The following is a 20,929-nucleotide window of genomic DNA, read 5'->3' on the forward strand; positions in this document are numbered from 1 at the left end:
TTAAAAAGCTAGACTTAGATATAGGAGATAGAGGGAGCTTTTCCATGAAAATGAAATTGGCCGAAATTGCGAAGGCAATCGGCGCAGAAAACAATATTGAACAATGGAAAGATGTTGAAATTACGAGTGTGGCTTTTGACAGTCGACAACTCAATTCCGGAGCATTATTTATTCCACTTCAAGGGACCCAAGATGGTCACCAATATGTTAAAAGTGCTTTTGCCAACGGCGCAGTTGCCACTCTATGGGCGAGTGATCATGATGTAACAGTAGCAGATGATCAACCAATTCTAGTTGTTGATGATCCGCTTGAAGCGTTACAAGAACTAAGCAAATACTACTTGCACAAAATTAATCCAATCGTTGTTGCGATTACTGGAAGTAATGGTAAGACAACGACTAAGGATATGACAGCTTCCATCCTTAGTACGCAGTTAAACGTTACTAAAACTCACGCTAACTTTAATAATGAAATTGGTGTGCCAGTAACCTTATTGAATATGGAATCTAGCACTGAAGTTGTCGTTGTTGAAATGGGGATGGATCGTCCTGGACAACTTGATTTCCTGAGTAAGCTAGTTTCACCGGACTTTGCAGTTATTACAATGATTGGTGAGGCTCATATTGAATTCTTCAGAACGCGTGGTAAGATTGCTGATGCTAAGATGGAAATTACGCACGGCTTGAAAGAAGACGGCACCTTTATTTTTAATGGTGATGAACCACTTCTTCAAGAACGAGCAGCTGATGTTGAACAACATAAGGTTACGTTTGGTCGTCAACTAACAGATGATTTCTACGCAACTAGTGTTAAGCAGCATGAAGCGTCAATTGATTTTAAGGTTAATGAATGGCCAGACGAAGAATTTACGATTCCCATGGTTGGTGAATATAATGTTAATAACGCATTAGCGGCAATCGCCGTCGGCAAACAACTTCATATTACACCGGTTCATATTAAAAAGGCATTGAAGAATGTTGAATTAACTGAGAACCGTGCAGAATGGGTTGAAGGTGCTCAGGGTGAGCATATTTTAAGTGATGTTTATAACTCAAATCCAACTGCTGCTAAGCAAGTTTTAAAGACAGTTGAGGAATTACCAACGAGCGGGAAGCGGATCGCTGTATTAGGTGATATGCTTGAATTAGGAGATGCTTCGGTACGACTTCACGCTAGTTTGGCTGAAAACATTGATGCTAACAAGATTGAAGAGCTTTACCTTGTTGGGCCCGAAATGAAGAACCTTCAAAATGAACTGGAGAATGATGGTTATCCTGCTTCAGCGATTCATCATTATTCGACGGATGAACTTGATCGATTAGTTACAGATTTACAAGCAACCATTAATACTGAAGACCTTGTGTTATTGAAGGCTAGCCACGGAATCCATTTAGAAAAAGTTTTAGCAAAATTAACAGCAAAATAAATTGCAAGACCAGCCGACAGACAGAGCTTGTTTAGTCGGCTGGTAATTTTTAGGAGGAACGTATTTGAAGTTTAGTGAATTAGGATTGTCAGATAGTTTATTAAAGGCAATCAAACGTAGTGGTTACGAAGAAGCGACACCGATTCAGGAACAAACCATTCCAATGGTATTGAAGGGCCAAGATGTAATTGGTCAGGCGCAAACTGGAACAGGAAAAACCGCGGCGTTTGGGTTACCAATTATCGAGCATGTTGATACGGATAATCCAAATATCCAAGCGATTATTATTTCACCAACTCGTGAATTAGCAATTCAAACGCAAGAAGAATTATTCCGCTTAGGAAAGGATAAGCATGTTCGCGTTCAGGTAGTTTACGGTGGAGCAGATATTCGTCGACAAATTCGTAGTTTAAAGCAACATCCACAAATCCTGGTTGGGACCCCAGGTCGACTTCGCGATCACTTAAATCGACATACGGTTAAGTTAGATCATATTAAGACATTAGTTCTGGATGAAGCTGACGAAATGCTTAACATGGGATTCCTGGATGATATTGAAGCAATTATTAGTCAAACGCCTGCTAACCGTCAAACACTGCTCTTTTCTGCAACAATGCCACCAGAAATTAAGAAGATTGGTGTTAAGTTTATGACCAATCCAACAACGGTACGGATTAAGGCCAAGGAATTAACTACCGATCTTGTTGATCAATATTATGTTCGGGCCCGTGATTACGAGAAGTTTAATATTATGACTCGTTTGATTGATGTTCAAGACCCTGACTTAACAATTGTTTTTGGTCGGACAAAGCGGCGAGTTGATGAATTATCCCGTGGACTGGTTGCCCGTGGTTACAATGCTGCGGGAATTCATGGTGACCTAAGCCAAGAACGCCGGACTAAGATTATGAAGCAATTTAAGCGTGGTGACCTTGATATTTTAGTTGCTACAGATGTTGCGGCGCGGGGACTAGATATTTCAGGAGTTACTCATGTTTATAACTATGATATTCCTTCTGATCCTGATAGTTATGTCCACCGGATTGGTCGGACAGGGCGTGCCGGACATCATGGTGTTTCTTTAACTTTTGTAACACCAAACGAAATGGATTACTTGCGTGAGATTGAGAAATTAACTCGCGTACGGATGCTTCCTTTGAAGCCACCAACTGCTGAAGAGGCCTTTAAGGGGCAGGTAGCAAGTGCCTTTAATGATATCGATAAATTAATTGCTCAGGACTCTACGGAACGTTACCAGGAAGCGGCTGATAAGTTATTATCTACCCATAATGCAACCGATCTTGTTGCTGCTCTTTTGAATGAAATGACAAAAGAACCAGCAAATGATGTTCCAGTTAAGATTACCCCAGAGCGACCATTACCACGACGAAGCCATCGTAATGGTCGCTCTGGACATGGTTACCGTGGTCCACGTGATCGTCGCCATAATAATTACAATCATCGAAAAAGAAATAATAGTGGTCGACGTTCACACCGTAACGACAACCACGGCAAAAGTCATTCTAGTCGCCATTCTTTCAATATTCGTCATCGGAAGGAAGAATAGGGGGCATAATAAAAAGACGTTAACGTCCAGAAATTGGACGTTAACGTCTTTTTATTTATACCTTATTTACCTAATTCTTGAACCTTAAATTGGTTAAGATTTTGTTGAGTTGGAATTAAGTTAGCCCATTTTTGGGTTAAGAATTTGTTACTCAACCGGTAGCGTGGTTGTGGTTGCTGATGTTCAATAAACTTACTTGTTGCACTATCGAATTTAACCCAACCAGCATAACCAATGTGGATAGTATCTTCCATGAAATATGGGTTATTCCCATCATGGGAAAGATCAAGGATGTTATTAAAACCTTGTTGTTGAAGTTGGAACTTAATTTTATTAACAGTACGGTAATACATCTGCATGTCCATGCCGGTATATGCTTCCCAACGACCGTTAACGGGTGGAATAACAAACATTACGCTTGTATTGTTATTCTTGAATTGGTTTAACACAACTTGTAAATCACCATATTCCGGTGATTGGTTGTAGTTAAAGTGACGCTGAGAGTTCTCTAATTTCTTTAAGTGAGGTTTAACGTTTTTTGTATAGAAAGAATTCTTAACGTGGAACCTGTTATTATCAGTATCCTTAGCAGCCTGATCAATCGCCATCTTGTGAAGCTGACCTTCATTGTATTTTGCCGGAAGTTTATTTACTTTTGGCTTAATAAAACGGTCATAGTTATTATCCAACTGTAAACCAGAGAAGAGTACATCCTGATGTTGAAGTAAGGTTAAACGAAAGTTAAGAACTGTTCTATCCCAACCACTTAATGGCTTTCCTTGAGCAATTTTAGCAGCATTATCAGCCACCGTACCATTATTCCCAATCATTTGGAGTAATCGCTTTGCAACATAGCGATCGTAAGGTGATTTTGGATTAGCCTTTTTTAACCAAGTAAGATCAGCTAATTCACCATTATAGTATTTAAATGCGGGAGGTAAAATCCCACTCTTAACAAACCATTGAGGCGAAATAATATAGACAGCTTTTTTGTCTCTTAATTGGTCCTCCATAGTGGTGATGTTAAAAAATTGCGGGAGTGATTGTGCCCCACGTTGCCCTAGAAGGAAAGGGGTGTAATTATGATAACGGGCCGCCATAATTGACGGATGAAAATTATCAAAACGTCGTAATTCACTTGAACCAAAGAAGGGAACGTAACGAGTATTTTTATTGGAAAGTGCTTGTTGCTTAATTTTCTGGTTTTTAAAAATTACGGGACTAAGTGATGCGGCAGCTCGTTGTTCAGTTTTAGCTGAATAGTGACTACCAAGCGGCATTGTAAAAAGAATTAAAATCAGAACAAAGGCAAGAATAACTGGGCCAAAGATATACCACAGCCGCTTGCGATTAGTCATTTTGTAGCTCCTTTACACGATCAGCCATCTTATCAACAGAGCTCCACTGGCCCCGGTCAAATTCAGAAACTGGTACTTGGATATTAAATTGATCTTGAAGTGCCAAAAGAACGCTAACTGTAGCCATTGAGTCTAATAAACCATCAGCAAAAAGATCTTCGCTAGTGTCGCTAAAGTCACTTGTGTCTCGACCAGTTGCGTCAGCTAAAATGTTAATAATATCGTCTTTCATTGTTAAAATCCTCCTAAATAAATGAGGGTTACCCAAAGAAGTAAGTATTAAGGTAACCACTAAAAAGTAAGAACGTAAACATTACAAAGTTAAATGTTACGAAAATGGCAACGCATTCTGTGAACTTGTTATGCGGCATCTTTTTAAGGTGTTTTCGTTTATAGCGTAACCACCAGTCATTAATGACAAGCGCAAGTCCATGAAGGAAACCATATAGAATATAATACCATGTAATTCCGTGCCAGAACCCCATTGTTAACATATTAAGCATGTAGGCGGTAGCTGACAACGTATTCCGGTTCTTGAACCATCGCTTTTTTGTTGCCATAAAGACAAACCGCATAAAGATGTAATCACGAAACCAAAACGATAAACTAATGTGCCACCGATTCCAAAATTCCTTGATGTTCTTCGACTTAAATGGTTGCTTAAAGTTCATTGGCGTCTTAACACCCATAAAGTAACTGATGGCAACCGCAAAGAGGGAGTATCCCGCAAAGTCAAAGAAGAGGTAAAAACCATAAGTGTACATCACACCAAGCATATTCCAGGAAAGAAAACCATCGCCCATTGCTGCTTGTTCAAAGTGTGGGTAGAATCGTTGACCGAAGAAGTAGGCAATTACAAATTTATAAAGAAAACCGAGAAATAGGTAAAAGACACCTTTTTCAACTAGTTTTAGGTAATCAGATCGTTCAGGTACTTCTTGATAATCCTTAGAAAAACGCCGGTAACGATCAATTGGCCCAGAAGTAATTGTTGGCATGAAAAGCATAAAGCGGATAAAGTGCCAAGGAGTAATCTCCTTTACCATCCCATCCCGGGTTTCGATAATTGTTCCGACAGCCCTGAATGTAAGATAACTGATCCCAAGAAAACCCAGAAGTGAGTTATGACCAACCATTGCTGGAGATAATTTAACAACAATAATTGGAATCAGAGAAAGAAATGAGAACAGGTAAAAGATACCTGCTGAATTCTTTGTCTTTCTGTAATGGTGGTAGTACATCACTAAACACGTTTGATATATTACATACGCAATTAGTGAGAATAACTGTTGCCAACTGGCCCCATCAAACATTAGAAAGATAAAGATAAAACTAATTAGTGCTTCGTACCACTGGAATCGTTTGCCAAAATAAAGACCAATGCCTAACGGGAGTAAGGCAAGCAATAAGTAAATAAAGTAATTAGGTGTCCCGTAAGCAGTGAAATTAGGTAAACTTGAAAGCCAATTAATCATTGGTTAGCCTCTTTGATTAATTGTTTAACTGCAATCTTGCCATTTGCAGACATAGGGAATGAATCCCGGTAAATAAACTGGGTGGGCATCATGTAAGGCATGATCAATCCCTTAAGACTTGCCCGAATTTCTTTGGTTAGTTGTTCCTGATCTTTAACTTCTTCTTTAGGGATTACGTAAGCAATCAGGTGAGCAACTTGACCATTCTTATTGTATTTTGGTGCAGCAACCGCTTGTTTGATTAGTGGGCTCTTCTCAAGACTTGCCCGGACTTCATCAAGTTCAACCCGAAATCCGTGTAGTTTAATTTGAAAATCCATCCGCCCCTTATGGTGAAGAAGACCATCTGCATCAAGTGTTCCGGCATCCCCAGTTCGGTAAGCAGGAACGCCATCAAGCTTAAAGAAGGATTTAGCAGTTTTTTCGGGATTGTTCATGTAACCACGAGCTACACTATTTCCACTAATAATGATTTCACCTTCTTGACCTGGTTCAGTTAATTGCTTATCACCATTCCAGATAGAAAGTTCTACTCCTGGTTTAGCGTAACCAACCGGAAGTCGATCGTTATTAGCAATGATTTCTGGTGTAATTTCAATTCCAGAAATTGCCACTGTTGTTTCAGTCGGACCATAAGTGTTGAAAATCCGTGCGTGAGGGAATCGTTGTTGAAGTGCCTTAGCAGTTTTAACAGTTAGCTCCTCACCACAAAACATAAAAATACTCAAGTTTGGCATTTTATCTTCATTAAATGCAGGACTTAACATTAACATATCCGCAAATGAAGGTGTCCCAACGAAAACATTTAAATCTAAAGCTGGTAGTGCAGTAAACATCTGCCCAAAGTTTTCGACTACTGAGTGGGGAAGCGCTTTGATGGTTCCGCCATTCAATAGGGCCGGCAACCAGTACATATTAGATAAGTCAAATGAGTACGGTGGTTGGCCAAGGAAGTTGGCATGTTCTGGAATATCAAAGTCCGTATCAAGAACCCAGTCAACAAAGGTCTTGAAATTATCATGGCTAACTTCCACTCCTTTAGGAGAGCCAGTTGTCCCCGACGTGAAGAGGACGTAAGCCAATTCATTTTCGGAAACTGGATTCTTTAGGCTAAATTCTTGTTTTTCTGCCAATATGCTGGCGAGTTGTTCTTTAGAAACTACTTGAGCATCGAAGTTAAGTTTATCACTTGGAAAATCATCAACAGCGATAATTAATTCTGGCTTAGCTGTATCTAAAATCGATTGGATCCGCGGAATAGCGGAATCAGCTGAAACTGGAATGTAAGGGTGTCCCATCTTCAGTGCAGCTAAGAAACTGGTGACCATTTCAACTTGGTGGTCACCAAAAACAAGAACTGGACTCTTTGGGGTTAGGCCTTGGTTAGTAAGCCAAGCAGCCAAACTATCGGTATTAACTTTTAACTCACCGTAGCTTGTTTGTTTCCCCATTTCATCATAAGCAACCCGCGTTGAATTATCCTTGGCGACTTGGTCAAAGACAGTAACGATATTTGTATTCAATTCTATTTCCTCCACATTAGAATTCATTGTAAATGAACGGTTCTTGACCTGCTCCATAATAACCATATAAATAGATTAACAGGAGAATAACGATAAAGTAGAATACCGTTTTTAAGATGAATGTTAGTGCGGGATGATTCTTAATACTTTTACTAAAGATTACGAATCGCTCCTTTCGCTTATAAAAAGCAATTGTAACATAGTGATTTTAGCTCGCTATGGTAGATTAGTTAATTATTAACGCAAAAATTTAAGATATTTATAATTAAATTTTCACACCTACTTATTATAGATAATTTGCGTTAAGGTTCAAAGTAAAATAATGTAATCTTGCGAATTATTATTTGTTTGTGCGAAAATGGTAATTCAATATAATATAAGAAACAAAATTTTAAGTTATAAGGGGTCATGACAGTGATTAAAGGGATTGGGATCGATATTACTGAGATCGAGCGAATTCAAGAGATGATTCAAAAACACCCCCAATTTGTTATTAAAATACTGACGCCAGCGGAAAGAGCTCAGTATGGAAAAATGGGAGGTCAACGAGCTGTTGAATATTTAGCCGGTCGGTGGTCATTAAAAGAGTCTTTTTCTAAGGCATATGGGACCGGAATTGGTAGCGCAGTCGGCTTTCAAGATATTGAAATAGTAGATAATCAGCTGGGTGCCCCGATTGTTACGCATGCCCCGTTTAATGGGAGGGTGCATGCTTCGGTTAGTCATACTGCGGTAAATGTCATGACAGAGATTATTTTGGAGGAAAAAGATGATTAGTGGACGTTTACGTGATACAAACTTAATCGTTGATTTAGGAGCAATTAAACATAATATTAATGAACAGAAAAAGTGGTTAGCCCCAGATAGTAGGATTTTAGCGGTTGTAAAAGCAAATGCTTATGGTAATGGTCTTGTTCCGGTAGCAAAAACAGCAATTGCTGCTGGTGTAACTGGTGCTTGTGTTGCGATTCTTGATGAAGCGCTTGAACTACGAGATAATGGAATTACGGCAATGATTTTAGTTCTTGGGATAACGCCAATTAAAAATGCCCATATTGCTGCAGAAGCTGGTGTGTCGTTAACGGTTGGTTCTTTAGATTGGCTAAAAGCATACCACCAAATGGCGCAGATCCAGCATTGGACAAAACCATTGAAGGTTCACTTAGGAATCGATTCTGGAATGGGCCGAATTGGTTTTACGACTGTCGATGACTTTAATGAGGCGGTTGCTTTTCTTCGTAAGTATCCTGAATTCGAATTTGAAGGGATGTTCACTCACTTTGCAACGGCGGATAGCGCTGATGATGGTTATTTTAATAAGCAGGTTAATAAGTGGGAACAGTTTGTAAATAGTTTAGGTGTATTACCACCATTTGTTCACATGGCTAACTCTGCAACCGGGATGTGGCACCGCGATAAGATTACGGCAAATACCGTAAGAATGGGCATTTCTATGTATGGGCAAAATCCATCCGGTCGAGAATTAACTCCAACATTAGATTTGAAACCGGTTGAACAATTAGTTACTAGTATTAGTTTTGTAAAAAAACTTCGTGCAGGTGAATCAGTGAGTTATGGTGCAACCTACACTGCAAAAGAAGATGAGTGGTTAGCGACCTTGCCAATTGGTTATGCTGATGGTTATCCACGGTGCATGACGGGATACAAGGTCTTAATTGACGGTGAATTTTGTGATATTGCTGGTCGGGTCTGCATGGATCAGATGATGGTTCGGCTGCCTAAGCATTACCCTGTAGGCACAAAGGTAGTTTTGCTAGGGCGTTCGGGAAATAATGAAATTACTGCCAACGATCTGGCTGACCAGGCAGGAACAATTAATTACGAAATCATGACGAACATTAGTAACCGGGTTCACCGGATTTATATTGATTAATCCCTTGACATTAATAATCCATCTGCTATAATTTCATGTAATCTAGAGGTCCTTTAATGTAGCCCCGTGAGACTACGAAAGACTACCGAATAAGTAAGTAGTGATCCATAGTCGATCACACGAATTGGCTAGCCTTGAGTTCTTTACGGGACTTAAGGCTATTTTTTATTAGGAGGAACGATTGTGGAAGATAAACAACACACGCCAATCTTAAGCATCCCGATGAAAAGTCGGCGAACAACCCGGTGGGATATGTTTGCAACCTGGGTTGGAGCAAACGCAAATAACGGAACGTGGTTTGTTGGGGGTGTTCTGGCAGCCTGTGGATTTGTCGTAGCGATGAAAGTCCTAGTTCTTTCATCAGCCTTATCGTATGTTTTCTTAAGTTTGATTGGGTACATCGGTTATAAAACCGGTGTTTCAACGATGGCAGTTAGCCGAGCATCATTCGGGGAACGTGGTAGTTATCTGCCCTCATTAGTTAACATTACCCAGTTTATCGGTTGGACGGCAGTTAATACTTTTATTGCTGCTCAATCGGTTAGCCTTCTTTTTCACCAACTACTTCATTGGCCACTTTGGGGACAGCCCGGTGGTGATAAGGGCTTGGTTGTGGGGATCTTAATTATGAGCGTCCTTCACATTCTCAGTGTTTCAAGTGGTTCCCGTTCAGTTCAATTGATTGAACGAATTGGGATTATCCTTGTCTTTATCTTTGTGATTTGGGAATCTGTTGCTGTTTTTAAGACTGTTTCGATGAACCAAATTATTGATTGGCACGTTCCTGCTAATGCAAGAATGGCTACAGGGGCAGCGATTGATTATGTTGCTGCTTTTAACTTAGCCTGGGTGACTGCTGGGGCCGACTTTACCCGGTTTACTTCAATTAAAAATAATGCAATTCATACACCATTTTGGGGAGCCTTGATTGGAGTCGTATGGTTTGCCTTCATTGGTTTGATTTCTACGATTAGTATTGCAATCTCAAGTGGCGTCTACAATGCAAATAATTCAGATCCATCAACGATTGCAAGCAAACTTGGTCTTGGTGTAGTTGCCTTCTTGGTAATTATCTTGACTTCAATGACTGCTAATGCGGTTAACCTCCTTGCTGCTGGTTCAGCTTTATCCAATATTTTTATCCGCCTTCGTTTGAAGTATTCATTATGGATTGTGGTTCTCCTAGCAACGGTGGTAACTTTCATCCCAATGTTTATTGGTAGTTTCTTGGATACTTTTGAATCCTTCCTTGATTACGTTGGAATGGTTCTGGGACCAACAATTGCCATTATTTGCACTGACTTCTACATTCGCGCGCACCGTCACTATGATGTTAAGCAGCTCGGGTTAATTAATGGTAAGTACTGGTACCACCACGGAATTAATTGGATTGCATACCTCGTCTTTGCCTTAGGGGTTGCATTCTTTATTGCAGTTCACCAGATGCCAATTTTTGTGAACACAGTCGGCGCAACTTTTGTTGATATGGTTTTAAGCGGATTACTTTACTACATTTTGATGGCCATTTACGACCGGAAAGGAGCACGTCATGCTAATTAAAGATGTTCATGTTGATAACGAAGAAGGACTAAAAGATGTTCGGGTTACTGATGGTCGGTTTACTGAAATTGCAACAGAAATTATGCCACGTGAAGGTGAACAAGTAATTGAAGGTAATGAAGCATTAATGTTACCACCATTTGTTGATTCCCACGTTCACCTTGACGCGACCTTGACTGCCGGTGAACCCGAATGGAACGAAACGGGGACACTATTTGATGGAATCCGTATTTGGAGTGAACGAAAGCAGGATCTCTCGATTGAGGATGTTAAAAAACGGGCAAAGGCAACCATTAAAAACATGGTTGGTCATGGTATTCAGCACATTCGGAGCCATGTTGACGTAACTGATCCCCATTTGATTGCTGCTCAGGCATTGCTCGAATTACGAGAAGAATTAAAAGATCAAATTGATTTGCAATTAGTTGCCTTTCCTCAAGAAGGAATTCTTAGCTTCCCTCATGGTCGTGAATTAATGGAGCAAGCAGTTAAGGAAGGACTCGACGTTGTTGGTGGGATTCCTCATTTTGAATTTACCACCGAGTATGGTTGGCAATCAGTCCACTTCCTGATGAAGCTGGCTGATCACTACGACCGCCTGGTTGATGTTCACTGTGATGAAATCGATGACCCGGCTTCACGTAACCTTGAAGTTTTGGCTACTGAAGCCTATGAACGAGGAATGAAGGATCGGGTGACTGCTAGTCATACTACCGCGATGGGCTCGTACAACGATGCTTATACTTATAAGTTATTCCGTCTGTTAAAGATGAGTGAGATTAACTTTGTGGCTAATCCATTGGTCAACATCCATTTGGGTGGTCGATTTGATACTTATCCAAAACGGCGGGGAATAACTCGGGTAAAGGAATTAAACGAGGCGGGGATGAATGTTTCCTTTGGTGAGGATGATGTTCAAGATCCATGGAACCCACTTGGTAATGGGAATATGCTTGATGCAGTAACGATGGGTGTTTATGCAGGGCATTTAATGGGTTACCATCAACTTCAAGATGCCTTTAAGTTTGTTACTTATAATGGAGCCAAAACGCTTCATATTACTGATAAATATGGAATTGAGGTTGGCAAACCAGCAAACTTTATTTTGCTAAATGCTCCTGATTTCTACAATGCCTTAAATAAGCATGTTGAAGTATTAGCTAACGTCCGTCACGGAAAAATTCTTGCTCAGACTAAACCAGCAGAAACGTGGGTAAATCTAGATTAAAAAATACGCAGGAAATTAGCCATTTTGAAGGTTGATTTCCTGCGTATTTTTATGCTTTATGTAAGTCTTCAATTTCAGTTACTTCAAAGCCTTTCTTTGTTAATCGACGAACGATCCGTTCCATCCGGTCATGATCGACATCGGTTGGTAAGGTAAAAAGAACCTGTTTTACTGACGAATGGTCAGGATCTAATGAGATGACGTTAACAATTTGACAGAACCGCGTAATTTCTTTAGCGGCATTCATTAAGGCCCCCCGTTCGTCATGGGCAACAACTGTTAAGACGTAACTTCCGTTATTAACATTCCAGCCCGCGGCGAGCATCCGGAGTAAACGATTATGAGTGAGGATACCATAAAATTGGTTGTTTTCGTCTAAAACAGCGATGTACGGCAAATCGCGAATTGCGAAGAATACGGAGAAGAAAGCAGCGTTAATTGAAACAAACTTAGTGGAATTTTTAAGAAGCGAAGTTACGGGAAGAGTCATATCACCATTGCGTGACTTATGACGGTAAATATGCATCTTGTAGATATTACCCCGAAAAATTTTTCCTGATTTATCTAAAATAGGGACACACCGGTAACCGGTATTTTCAAGAACTGTTAATGCTTCCTGTAAGGTCGCATTTTCAGGGAGTGTTGTAAGTTCTTCTTTCTTTTTAATGAGCGAACTGAAAATCATAATGTTCTTCCTTTACTACAAACGTTTTAGTGCATAAAACATCATAACACATTATCTTTACTTATATTAGAACAAGATGAGAGAATCAAGAATAATTAATGTAATAATATCGAGAATGATAATCAACGTGAATCGTTTTAGTTTTAGTCATAGCTACGGTATAATAACATGCAGATAATTTTACATCAGAATTAGATGAAATAAATAAGCACGGGGCTGCAAGTAAGGCGGCCTTTTTGCATTTCACTTAGAGGGGGACGAATAAATAATGAAGATGATTGTTGGTTTAGGAAATATCGGAACACGCTACGATGAAACTCGTCATAATACTGGCTTTATGGTAGTTGATCAATTAGCACGAGATTATCATTTAGGGGCCTTTACTCACCTTAAACAAGAGGCAGTGGCGGTTACTGGAATGATTGATGGTGAAAAAGTAATGCTAGTTAAACCCACAACCTTTATGAATGATTCAGGAAGAGCTGTAGGTCCACTAGTTGACTACTATGATATTGATCTTGATGATTTAGTAGTGGTTAATGATGACCTTGATATGCCAGTTGGTAAGGTTCGCTTGAAAACCCATGGTGCTTCAGGTGGTCATAATGGACTAAAGAGTATTATCAACGCTTTAGGCACTAATAAGTTTAACCGGGTTAAGGTTGGAATTGATCATCCTCAACACGGAACCGTCGTCAGCCATGTTCTTGGCAAATTTACTAAAGATGAACGACCAAACTTTGACCAAGCCGTCCTCACCGCTGAACACGCCCTTGAAGACTGGGTTAAAGGCAAAGACTTTGCGAGTTTGATGAACGAATATAACTAGAGTGCTTTCGCACCAGAGAATTTCCGAAAGGCTAGCGATTTCTCCTGACGAAGGCGATTTGCGCCTAGGAAGGAGGTCGCTAACTCTAGGAAATTCGGGCGAAGCACGTTTTGACTATGTTGTGGTAGATCGAGCGTGCGGTCGGGGCGAGCAGGTTTCAGCTATGTCGCATTAGAATTACTAACGATTTCTCCACTGAACGCCGAACTCGTCGTCGGAGGTGGGGTCGTTAGCTTGAAGAAGCTTAGGGCGAGCAGTTCTTGACTATGTTGTGGTAGAAATGGAGAAAATCGCAGCCAAGCAAGCCTATTCAGCTGGTCGAACATAGTAATTGAATACAACCATAAAAAAGCAGAAAGGAGGAATCCAGTTGGAATTAACTGACTTTTGTACACGGACAAAGGAATTCAAACAAGTTGCTAAAGCGATTGAACAACATCACCGTCAACTAATTACCGGGATTTCCGGTTCAGCACGAACTTTATTACTGGCAACGTTAAAAAGGAAACTTGGCCAGCCACAATTAGTAATTACCGATAGTCTTTTCCATATGCAGGAATTGGCTGCTGATTTGGAAAATTTATTACCTGAAGAAGAGGTTTACCAATTTCCGGTAGAGGAAGTCCTTGCTGCCGAAGTAGCAACAAGTTCACCAAATTATCGCTTGCAGCGGGTCCAAGCACTGGACGCATTGATTAATAAAAAGCCAGCAATTATCCTTGCTTCAACTGCTGGATTGCGACGAAATATTGTCTCTCCTGAGTTATTTGACCAAGCTCGGTTAACTCTCAAAGTTGGTGGGGAGATTGATCCTGAAACAGCAGCGGAACAACTGAGTTCAATGGGGTACCAGCGACAAAAAATGGTTCTCCGGCCAGGGGACTTTGCCGTCCGCGGCTCGATTATTGATATTTATGCCTTAAACACTGATGAGCCAGTGCGGGTTGACCTTTTTGATACTGAAATTGATTCTTTAAGATATTTTGATGCCAGTACGCAACGAAGTATCAAAAACGTGAAGGAAGTCGAAATTCTTCCGGCAACTGACTTTATCCTTCCGGTTACTGAATTTTCACGGGTGGAAAAAGAATTAACCAAGCAGTATCACCAACTAAAAGAACAGATAGATGGTGAAGATGAACAAGAGCAACTTGCAAACCGGTTTGAACCATTATTAACAGCCTTAAAGCAACACCAATTGACTAACGAATTGCTGGTCTTTACTGATCTGATTTATCCACAAAAGCATTCTTTGCTGGATTACCTTTCTGCCGACGGTGTGGTTCATTTTGATGATTGGACGCGAATTAAGCAGACTGCCAAAGAGATTAGTGAGGAGGAGTTGGGATGGCTAGAGGATAAGGCTAAACACCAACAACTTCTCCAGGCGACAAGTCTTGGTCATGATGTTAGTCAACTCATGAGCCAGGATAAACATGCTCAGGATTTCTGGGCGCTTTTCCGTAAAGGAATGGGCCAATTACGGTTTAAGGTAATGACTGACCTGGGAAGTCGGACAATGCAGCGGTTCTTCGGCCAAATGCCCCTGCTAAAAACAGAAATGCAACGGTGGCTTGCTCAAGGACAAACAGTTATTTTAATGGCAAGCAGTAAGGAGCGTCGCGACCAGATTGCACGAACAATGGATGATTTTGGCATTAAGGTCACCACAACCGAATTGAACCAACTTCAACAAAATATTGTTCAATTGGTCCCCACTAACCTAGCAAACGGCTTTGAAATTCCTCAGATGGGGTTAGTAGTGATTACTGAAGGGGAAATGTTTAAGCAGGTAAAGAAGCGACGGATCAGTCCGCAAAAGTTAGTTAATGCCGAGCGGATTAAGAACTACTTAGACCTCAAGCCAGGAGATTATGTTGTCCATGTTAACCACGGGATCGGGATCTTTAGCGGTATTCGGACGATGGAAGTCGATGGCGTGCACCAAGACTACATGGTGATTAACTACCGAAATAATGCGCAGATTTTTGTTCCGGTTACCCAATTAAATTTGGTTCAAAAGTACGTTTCGGCTGAATCGAAGACGCCACATATTAACAAACTTGGTGGTAATGAATGGGCTAAAACGAAGCGTCGGGTTGCCTCTAAGGTTGAAGATATTGCTGATGAGTTAGTTGATCTTTATGCTAAGCGGGAGACCGAAAAGGGTTATGCCTTTCCTAAGGATGACTATTTGCAAAAACAGTTTGATGCTAACTTCCCTTATTCTGAAACTCGGGATCAGCTCCGGAGTATTACTGAAATTAAGGAAGATATGGAGAAACCTAAACCAATGGATCGCCTACTAGTAGGTGATGTCGGTTACGGGAAAACAGAAGTAGCCTTGCGAGCAATCTTTAAGGCCGTTACTGGTGGTAAGCAAGTGGCCTTTCTTGTACCGACTACTGTTTTAGCTCAGCAACATTACGACACAATGAAGAAGCGTTTTGAAGGCTTTCCAATTGAGATTGCCCTGATGTCCCGGTTCAAGACGCGAAAGGAACTTAAAGAGACCGAAAAGGGATTAGCTGATGGTTCAATAGATGTTGTTGTTGGAACTCACCGGATCCTTTCAAAGGATGTTCGTTTCAAGGATCTCGGCTTGTTAATTGTTGATGAGGAACAACGCTTTGGAGTTAAGCATAAGGAAAAACTGAAACAAATGAAGAATAATGTCGATGTGTTGACCTTGACTGCTACACCAATTCCCCGAACGCTCCATATGTCAATGCTAGGGGTTCGGGATCTTTCTGTTCTCGAAACACCACCTGCTGGTCGTTATCCAATTCAAACCTACGTGATGGAACAAAATGCAGGAGCAATCCGCGATGGGATCCTTAGGGAAATGCAACGTGGTGGACAAGTCTACTATCTTCATAACCGGGTAATGGATATTGAAGAGACTGTTGCCCGTCTTCAACAATTGGTTCCTGAAGCACGGATAGGCTATATAGATGGCCAAATGAGTGAAAATGAACTTGAATCGGTTCTATACGAATTTATTCAGGGCGGCTATGATGTTTTGGTAACAACCTCAATTATCGAAACTGGGGTTGATATTCCTAACGTAAATACTTTATTTGTTGAAAATGCTGACCGGATGGGATTAGCTCAGTTGTATCAAATTCGGGGACGGATCGGCCGGAGTAACCGGGTTGCCTATGCTTACTTTATGTACCAACCTAATAAGGTCCTAACTGAACTCGGTGAAAAGCGTCTAGCAGCAATTCGTGATTTTACTGAATTAGGATCTGGCTTTAAGATTGCGATGCGGGATCTATCTATTCGGGGCGCTGGTAATCTTTTAGGAAAACAACAGCACGGCTTTATTGATTCGGTTGGGTATGATCTCTATTCTTCAATGTTGAGTGATGCGGTTGCCAAAAAGCAGGGGAAGAAGCAGGTGGCTAAGTCAGATGCTGAGGTTGAACTGGGTGTTGAAGCCTACTTGCCTGATGATTATATTAATGATCAACAACAGAAGATCGAGTTATATAAGACGATTCGAACAGCAGCCAATGATGATGAACTTCTTGATATTCAGGGGGACTTGATTGATCGGTTTGGGGATTATCCGAAAGCAGTTGGGAACCTTCTCTTAATTAGTCAATTGAAGCTCCATGCTGACTTGGCAATGATTGCTAATATTAAGCGGCAACGGGACCAAATTATGATTACCTTTACTGAAAAAGGGAGTCGGAACATTACAGCACCGCAGATCATTAAGGAATTGGCACAGACAAAGTTTAAGGCAACGATCGGTGAGGAAGATCATCAACTAAGCGTTCGCTTAGTGATTCAACCAAAGATGACAGTTGATGATTGGCTTCACCAGCTTCTGAAGTTCATTACTGCATTAAGTAATTTAAAGCAAGAACAGAAAAAATAGAAAGAAGAGGATGACATGCGATTAGATAAATTTCTCAAAGTATCAAGAATTATTAAGCGGCGTTCGGTGGCAAAGGAGATTGCTGATCAAGGAAGAATCCTAATTAATGATCGGCCAGCTAAGTCTTCAAGCCAGGTTGTTGCAGGGGATACGTTAACGATTAAGTTTGGTAATAAAACTGAAACTGTTAAGGTTAATCAGATCGTTGAAACAACCAAGAAGAGCGAAGCAGAAAGTATGTATAAAATTATTGATGAAACCTATGCAGAAAATTTTGATTAGGGCTAATACTAATAATGAACAATTATTAATAAAATATTTAATAATTTCAATTGTTTATAGACAATTCCCCTCAAAGACTGCTATACTTAACTCGTGATAAGTCAAATTAGGGAGGCAATAAAAATGAAGAGTCGTTCTGGCAAAGTTTCACAAATCAACACACCTTATGCTAGACAGATTACTGTTAATCAACAGGTGGTACGACGAACACGTATTAAGCGTTGTAAACTGATTCTGCTCTTCTTTACTATTGTTTTCTTGATTCTTGGATTACAAATTATTCAGAATAAGCGATCTTTGACGAAGATTAATGCTAGTATTCGTACTTCGAAGACCCAATTAGTCCGACAAAAGGAAATTGGAAAAGATCTTAAACAAGAGAAAAAGCAGCTACATAATCCCGATTATCTGCAACAAATAATCCGCTCAAAGTATAATTATACGAAGAAGGGCGAAACGGTTTATAATTTAGATAATTAGTAACAAAAAACAGGAACAGGGTCATGATTAATTTGTTCCTGTTTTTTCTTACATATTAATGTTTTATCACCTTTTCTGGTTTGAAGTATGGTATACTCAACGTACATTTATCGCAAACATTGTGGCTTGAGGAGGATCAATTAATTTCATGTCAGTTGAAGTTGGAGCAAAGGTTTCGGGTAAGGTTTCAGGAATTACTAATTTCGGTGCCTTTGTTGATTTGGATGATAACCAAACTGGTTTAGTACATATTAGTCAAATTTCAAACAACTATGTAAAGGACATTCATGATGTACTGTCAGTCGGTGATACGGTAACAGTTAAGGTTACTAAGGTCGGCGATGATGGTAAGATTGCTCTTTCAATGAAAGATGCTGAAGAACATCATCATGATGAAGGACGTGGTGAACGCCATCATAATAATTTTCGTCATGAACGGCGGAGTAATAATTTTGAACGACAAAATCAACATGGTTACCATGGTGGATTCAATTCAGGCCACCACCAATCACGGCGTCATGAAAACTTTGATGAGATGTTAGCTGGTTATTTAAAGGAAAGTGAATCACGGCTTTCAACATTGAAACGTCAGACGGACGGTAAGCGTGGCGGTCGTGGTGGTCGTCGGAGTTAAGATGAATTTAAACAATATATTCAAGCGACACCTACAACAGGGTCGCTTTTTTGATAAAGGTAAAAGAGTGGTTGTAGCTGTTTCAACGGGAGTTGACTCAATGGTGTTGCTATCCTTATTACAACGTCTTCCCGAAACGGTCCGGCCACAAATAGTTGTTGCCCACGTAAATCACCAACTGAGAAAACAAAGTAAGGAAGAAGAACAGTTTATTCGGCACTATTGTAGTACACATCACCTTCGATTAGTCGTTTACCAGTGGGCAATAGCAGAACATCCAACGACAGGAATTGAGGAAGCAGCTCGAAAAATACGTTATCACTTTTTCAATCGGGTAATGAAACAAGAACAAGCGTCAGTTTTAATCACTGCTCACCATAAAAATGATTTAGCTGAAACAATGTTGATGAAATTAACGCGGGGCGGTCAGTTACACCAGTTGATTGGAATGAAAGAACAGCGGGATTTTGTTGACGGAAAGCTTGTGCGGCCATTGCTTGACTTTACCAAACAACAATTACGTGAATATGCGATTAGTAATCATTTAAAATGGTATGAGGATGAAACTAATTATGAACTAACTGTTAGTAGGAATCGTTTTCGTCACCGAATCATTCCTCTATTGGAAGCAGAAAATCCTAACCTTCTTGATTCACTGAGTAGTTATCATGAGCAATTAGAATTAGCGGTTGAACTTGAAGACCAGTTTGCAAAAGAGCAATTGCAAAGAATAAAGGATAAACAGGGACACGTTAATTTAAAACAGTTATTACAGTTTTCTTTAGCGAAAGAACGATTAATCCTGTTGAAGTGGTTAGAGTGGTCTGGGGCGACTAATTTGAAGCAGGGATTTATTGAACAGCTGCTTGCAGATATTAATAATCGTCATTTGCCCCAATTTAATCGTCAAATCACCCCTAAATTAATCTTATTTAAGAACTATTCCGAACTATTTTTGAAAAATGTTAATCAATTACCACAAAAAGCTCAAACTTCCCTAAATTCTGTGGTAAAATTGGGCCGTTGGTATCCAATTGGAAACGATTATCAAATTGCAGTAGCACTAACCAAGCAGTTCTTTGGCAAAACGGTTGATTATCAGGAGATGTGGTTGGCTCCCGAGCAATTGCCATTAAGGATTCGCCGGTGGCAGTCTCAAGATCGGTTACCGTTAAAAAATGGCGGTCATCAAAAGATTAGTCGTGTTCTAATTGATCAGAAAGTACCGTTATCAGAGCGTGATCAGCAGTTGGTGATTGCTGATGCTAAGAATAATATAGTATGGGCCGTTGGGCGGAAATGGGGATGGTTTACCCGGCCCGATGATTACCTTGACCAATGGCAACGGCTAGTTATTGGTATACGTGATTTAAAGAGGAGAAAAGAATGAATAACGATATTGAACGAGTATTATACAGTGAAGAAGAAATTAACCGTCGGATGGATGAACTTGCAAAACAGTTAACCGCTGAATATAGGGAACAGCGACCATTGATTATTTCTGTAATGACCGGAGCCGTTTTATTTACTGTTGATATGATTAAGCGAATGGACATTATGGCAAAACTTGATTTTATCGATGTTTCTAGTTACTACGGTGGGACCTCTTCGACTGGTGAAGTAAAACTGGTTCAAGACTTGAAGTCAGATATTCGTGGACGTTCAATTCTGATTATGGAAGATATCGTTGATACTGGCCATACTTTGAAGTTCTTAATTGAACTGTTAAAAGAACGTGGTGCAAAGAGCGTTAAGGTTTGCACCTTATTAGATAAGCCTGAAGGGCGTCAAGTTGAAGTAAAGGCTGATTATGTCGGATTTAATGTTCCAAATGAGTTTTTAGTTGGTTATGGGCTAGATTACAAGGGGTATTATCGGAACCTTCCTTATGTTGGAATTTTAAAGCCAGCTGTTTATGAAAAAGACTAATTAAATAGAATGGGCTATTTTTAAGGCTTCAGAGTTTGGATTTTCAGATTTTGAAGCCTTTTTGAATGGATTTAAATATTTAGCTTATACTCCGTCCTTTTGAATTGTTGGTAAATCAGTGGAAAAATTAGCCTAAAAAATGTAGAATTGGGCGTTGTTGGATGGTGTC

Annotated in this window: 19 protein-coding genes; 13 read left to right on the forward strand and 6 right to left on the reverse strand. The window is 40.1% G+C overall.

The features are described 5' to 3' along the window. The first annotated feature begins 44 nt into the window (after positions 1-44). Together H5R64_RS00100 and H5R64_RS00105 are read left to right on the forward strand one after the other, a co-directional pair. Positions 45-1,427 carry a UDP-N-acetylmuramoyl-tripeptide--D-alanyl-D-alanine ligase gene (locus H5R64_RS00100; protein WP_182581452.1) on the forward strand — a complete coding sequence of 461 codons (1,383 nt, stop codon included), beginning with the start codon at positions 45-47 and terminating at the stop codon, positions 1,425-1,427. Positions 1,428-1,491: 64 nt separating this feature from the next. Further along, positions 1,492-2,994, forward strand: coding sequence for a DEAD/DEAH box helicase (locus tag H5R64_RS00105; protein ID WP_182581451.1), 1,503 nt, complete (start codon positions 1,492-1,494; stop codon positions 2,992-2,994). 62 nt (positions 2,995-3,056) lie between these two features. Here H5R64_RS00105 and dltD read toward each other — a convergent pair whose 3' ends face one another. Genes dltD through H5R64_RS00130 form a run of 5 tightly spaced genes read right to left on the reverse strand, consistent with a single transcriptional unit; the run spans position 3,057 to position 7,510 of the window. Next, the gene (dltD, locus tag H5R64_RS00110; protein WP_182582447.1) at positions 3,057-4,352 is read right to left on the reverse strand and encodes a D-alanyl-lipoteichoic acid biosynthesis protein DltD; all 1,296 of its coding nucleotides are present in this window, start codon (positions 4,350-4,352) and stop codon (positions 3,057-3,059) included. After that, entirely contained in the window at positions 4,345-4,584 is a 240-nt protein-coding gene (gene dltC / locus H5R64_RS00115) for a D-alanine--poly(phosphoribitol) ligase subunit DltC (protein WP_182582449.1), read from the reverse strand. Before dltC ends, dltD begins: the two co-directional genes overlap by 8 nt. Before the next feature lie 28 nt (positions 4,585-4,612). Next, a complete protein-coding gene (gene dltB, locus H5R64_RS00120; RefSeq protein WP_182582451.1) occupies positions 4,613-5,827 on the reverse strand; it encodes a D-alanyl-lipoteichoic acid biosynthesis protein DltB in 1,215 nt (404 codons plus the stop codon). Then, positions 5,824-7,350: a D-alanine--poly(phosphoribitol) ligase subunit DltA gene (gene dltA / locus H5R64_RS00125; RefSeq protein WP_182581447.1), complete on the reverse strand. Its 1,527-nt coding sequence runs from the start codon at positions 7,348-7,350 to the stop codon at positions 5,824-5,826. The genes dltB and dltA overlap by 4 nt, the downstream gene beginning before the upstream one ends. A 16-nt stretch (positions 7,351-7,366) precedes the next feature. Further along, positions 7,367-7,510 (reverse strand): teichoic acid D-Ala incorporation-associated protein DltX, encoded by a 144-nt coding sequence (locus tag H5R64_RS00130; RefSeq protein WP_081446198.1) that lies wholly within the window; start codon positions 7,508-7,510, stop codon positions 7,367-7,369. Between the two features lie 254 nt (positions 7,511-7,764). On the opposite strand from H5R64_RS00130, the gene acpS reads away from it, so the two are divergent. The 4 genes from acpS (at position 7,765) to codA (ending at position 12,032) form a co-directional block, all read left to right on the forward strand. Then, positions 7,765-8,127 (forward strand): holo-ACP synthase, encoded by a 363-nt coding sequence (acpS, locus tag H5R64_RS00135; protein ID WP_182581545.1) that lies wholly within the window; start codon positions 7,765-7,767, stop codon positions 8,125-8,127. Then, positions 8,120-9,244 (forward strand): alanine racemase, encoded by a 1,125-nt coding sequence (gene alr, locus H5R64_RS00140; protein ID WP_182581446.1) that lies wholly within the window; start codon positions 8,120-8,122, stop codon positions 9,242-9,244. The genes acpS and alr overlap by 8 nt, the downstream gene beginning before the upstream one ends. Positions 9,245-9,427: 183 nt before the next feature. Continuing rightward, positions 9,428-10,804: a cytosine permease gene (locus tag H5R64_RS00145; RefSeq protein WP_182582453.1), complete on the forward strand. Its 1,377-nt coding sequence runs from the start codon at positions 9,428-9,430 to the stop codon at positions 10,802-10,804. Then, the gene (codA, locus tag H5R64_RS00150; RefSeq protein WP_182582455.1) at positions 10,794-12,032 is read left to right on the forward strand and encodes a cytosine deaminase; all 1,239 of its coding nucleotides are present in this window, start codon (positions 10,794-10,796) and stop codon (positions 12,030-12,032) included. Before H5R64_RS00145 ends, codA begins: the two co-directional genes overlap by 11 nt. A gap of 49 nt (positions 12,033-12,081) precedes the next feature. On the opposite strand, the gene cbpA is transcribed toward codA, so the two are convergent. Next, entirely contained in the window at positions 12,082-12,717 is a 636-nt protein-coding gene (cbpA, locus tag H5R64_RS00155; RefSeq protein ID WP_182581443.1) for a cyclic di-AMP binding protein CbpA, read from the reverse strand. A 268-nt stretch (positions 12,718-12,985) separates the two neighbouring features. Between cbpA and pth the strand changes: the two genes are divergently transcribed. The 7 genes from pth to hpt all read left to right on the forward strand — a co-directional run bounded on the left by pth (position 12,986) and on the right by hpt (position 20,760). Next, positions 12,986-13,546: an aminoacyl-tRNA hydrolase gene (gene pth / locus H5R64_RS00160; protein WP_182581442.1), complete on the forward strand. Its 561-nt coding sequence runs from the start codon at positions 12,986-12,988 to the stop codon at positions 13,544-13,546. Positions 13,547-13,916: 370 nt separating this feature from the next. After that, a complete protein-coding gene (mfd, locus tag H5R64_RS00165) occupies positions 13,917-17,435 on the forward strand; it encodes a transcription-repair coupling factor (RefSeq protein ID WP_182582457.1) in 3,519 nt (1,172 codons plus the stop codon). Positions 17,436-17,450: 15 nt separating this feature from the next. Continuing rightward, on the forward strand, positions 17,451-17,717 hold the full coding sequence (locus H5R64_RS00170; protein ID WP_182581440.1) for an RNA-binding S4 domain-containing protein: 267 nt from the start codon (positions 17,451-17,453) through the stop codon (positions 17,715-17,717). 123 nt (positions 17,718-17,840) lie between these two features. After that, positions 17,841-18,197 (forward strand): FtsB family cell division protein, encoded by a 357-nt coding sequence (locus H5R64_RS00175; RefSeq protein ID WP_182581439.1) that lies wholly within the window; start codon positions 17,841-17,843, stop codon positions 18,195-18,197. Positions 18,198-18,345: 148 nt separating this feature from the next. Continuing rightward, positions 18,346-18,831 carry a S1 domain-containing RNA-binding protein gene (locus H5R64_RS00180; protein ID WP_182581438.1) on the forward strand — a complete coding sequence of 162 codons (486 nt, stop codon included), beginning with the start codon at positions 18,346-18,348 and terminating at the stop codon, positions 18,829-18,831. A 1-nt stretch (position 18,832) separates the two neighbouring features. After that, the gene (gene tilS / locus H5R64_RS00185) at positions 18,833-20,221 is read left to right on the forward strand and encodes a tRNA lysidine(34) synthetase TilS (RefSeq protein WP_182582459.1); all 1,389 of its coding nucleotides are present in this window, start codon (positions 18,833-18,835) and stop codon (positions 20,219-20,221) included. Continuing rightward, the gene (gene hpt / locus H5R64_RS00190) at positions 20,218-20,760 is read left to right on the forward strand and encodes a hypoxanthine phosphoribosyltransferase (protein WP_182581436.1); all 543 of its coding nucleotides are present in this window, start codon (positions 20,218-20,220) and stop codon (positions 20,758-20,760) included. The genes tilS and hpt overlap by 4 nt, the downstream gene beginning before the upstream one ends. The last annotated feature ends 169 nt before the right edge of the window (positions 20,761-20,929 follow it).

Source organism: Limosilactobacillus fastidiosus, assembly GCF_014145505.1.
In the GTDB taxonomy this organism is placed as follows: domain Bacteria; phylum Bacillota; class Bacilli; order Lactobacillales; family Lactobacillaceae; genus Limosilactobacillus; species Limosilactobacillus fastidiosus.

Excerpts from the sequence above, each read along its gene's own strand:
- H5R64_RS00100 (WP_182581452.1), top strand. The coding sequence starts at position 45 with ATGAAAATGAAATTGGCCGAAATTGCGAAGGCAATCGGCGCAGAAAAC.
- H5R64_RS00180 (WP_182581438.1), top strand. The coding sequence starts at position 18,346 with ATGTCAGTTGAAGTTGGAGCAAAGGTTTCGGGTAAGGTTTCAGGAATT.
- hpt (WP_182581436.1), top strand. The coding sequence starts at position 20,218 with ATGAATAACGATATTGAACGAGTATTATACAGTGAAGAAGAAATTAAC.
- dltB (WP_182582451.1), bottom strand. The coding sequence starts at position 5,827 with ATGATTAATTGGCTTTCAAGTTTACCTAATTTCACTGCTTACGGGACA.
- H5R64_RS00175 (WP_182581439.1), top strand. The coding sequence starts at position 17,841 with ATGAAGAGTCGTTCTGGCAAAGTTTCACAAATCAACACACCTTATGCT.
- H5R64_RS00170 (WP_182581440.1), top strand. The coding sequence starts at position 17,451 with ATGCGATTAGATAAATTTCTCAAAGTATCAAGAATTATTAAGCGGCGT.
- alr (WP_182581446.1), top strand. The coding sequence starts at position 8,120 with ATGATTAGTGGACGTTTACGTGATACAAACTTAATCGTTGATTTAGGA.
- cbpA (WP_182581443.1), bottom strand. The coding sequence starts at position 12,717 with ATGATTTTCAGTTCGCTCATTAAAAAGAAAGAAGAACTTACAACACTC.
- codA (WP_182582455.1), top strand. The coding sequence starts at position 10,794 with ATGCTAATTAAAGATGTTCATGTTGATAACGAAGAAGGACTAAAAGAT.
- dltC (WP_182582449.1), bottom strand. The coding sequence starts at position 4,584 with ATGAAAGACGATATTATTAACATTTTAGCTGACGCAACTGGTCGAGAC.
- dltD (WP_182582447.1), bottom strand. The coding sequence starts at position 4,352 with ATGACTAATCGCAAGCGGCTGTGGTATATCTTTGGCCCAGTTATTCTT.
- pth (WP_182581442.1), top strand. The coding sequence starts at position 12,986 with ATGAAGATGATTGTTGGTTTAGGAAATATCGGAACACGCTACGATGAA.
- tilS (WP_182582459.1), top strand. The coding sequence starts at position 18,833 with ATGAATTTAAACAATATATTCAAGCGACACCTACAACAGGGTCGCTTT.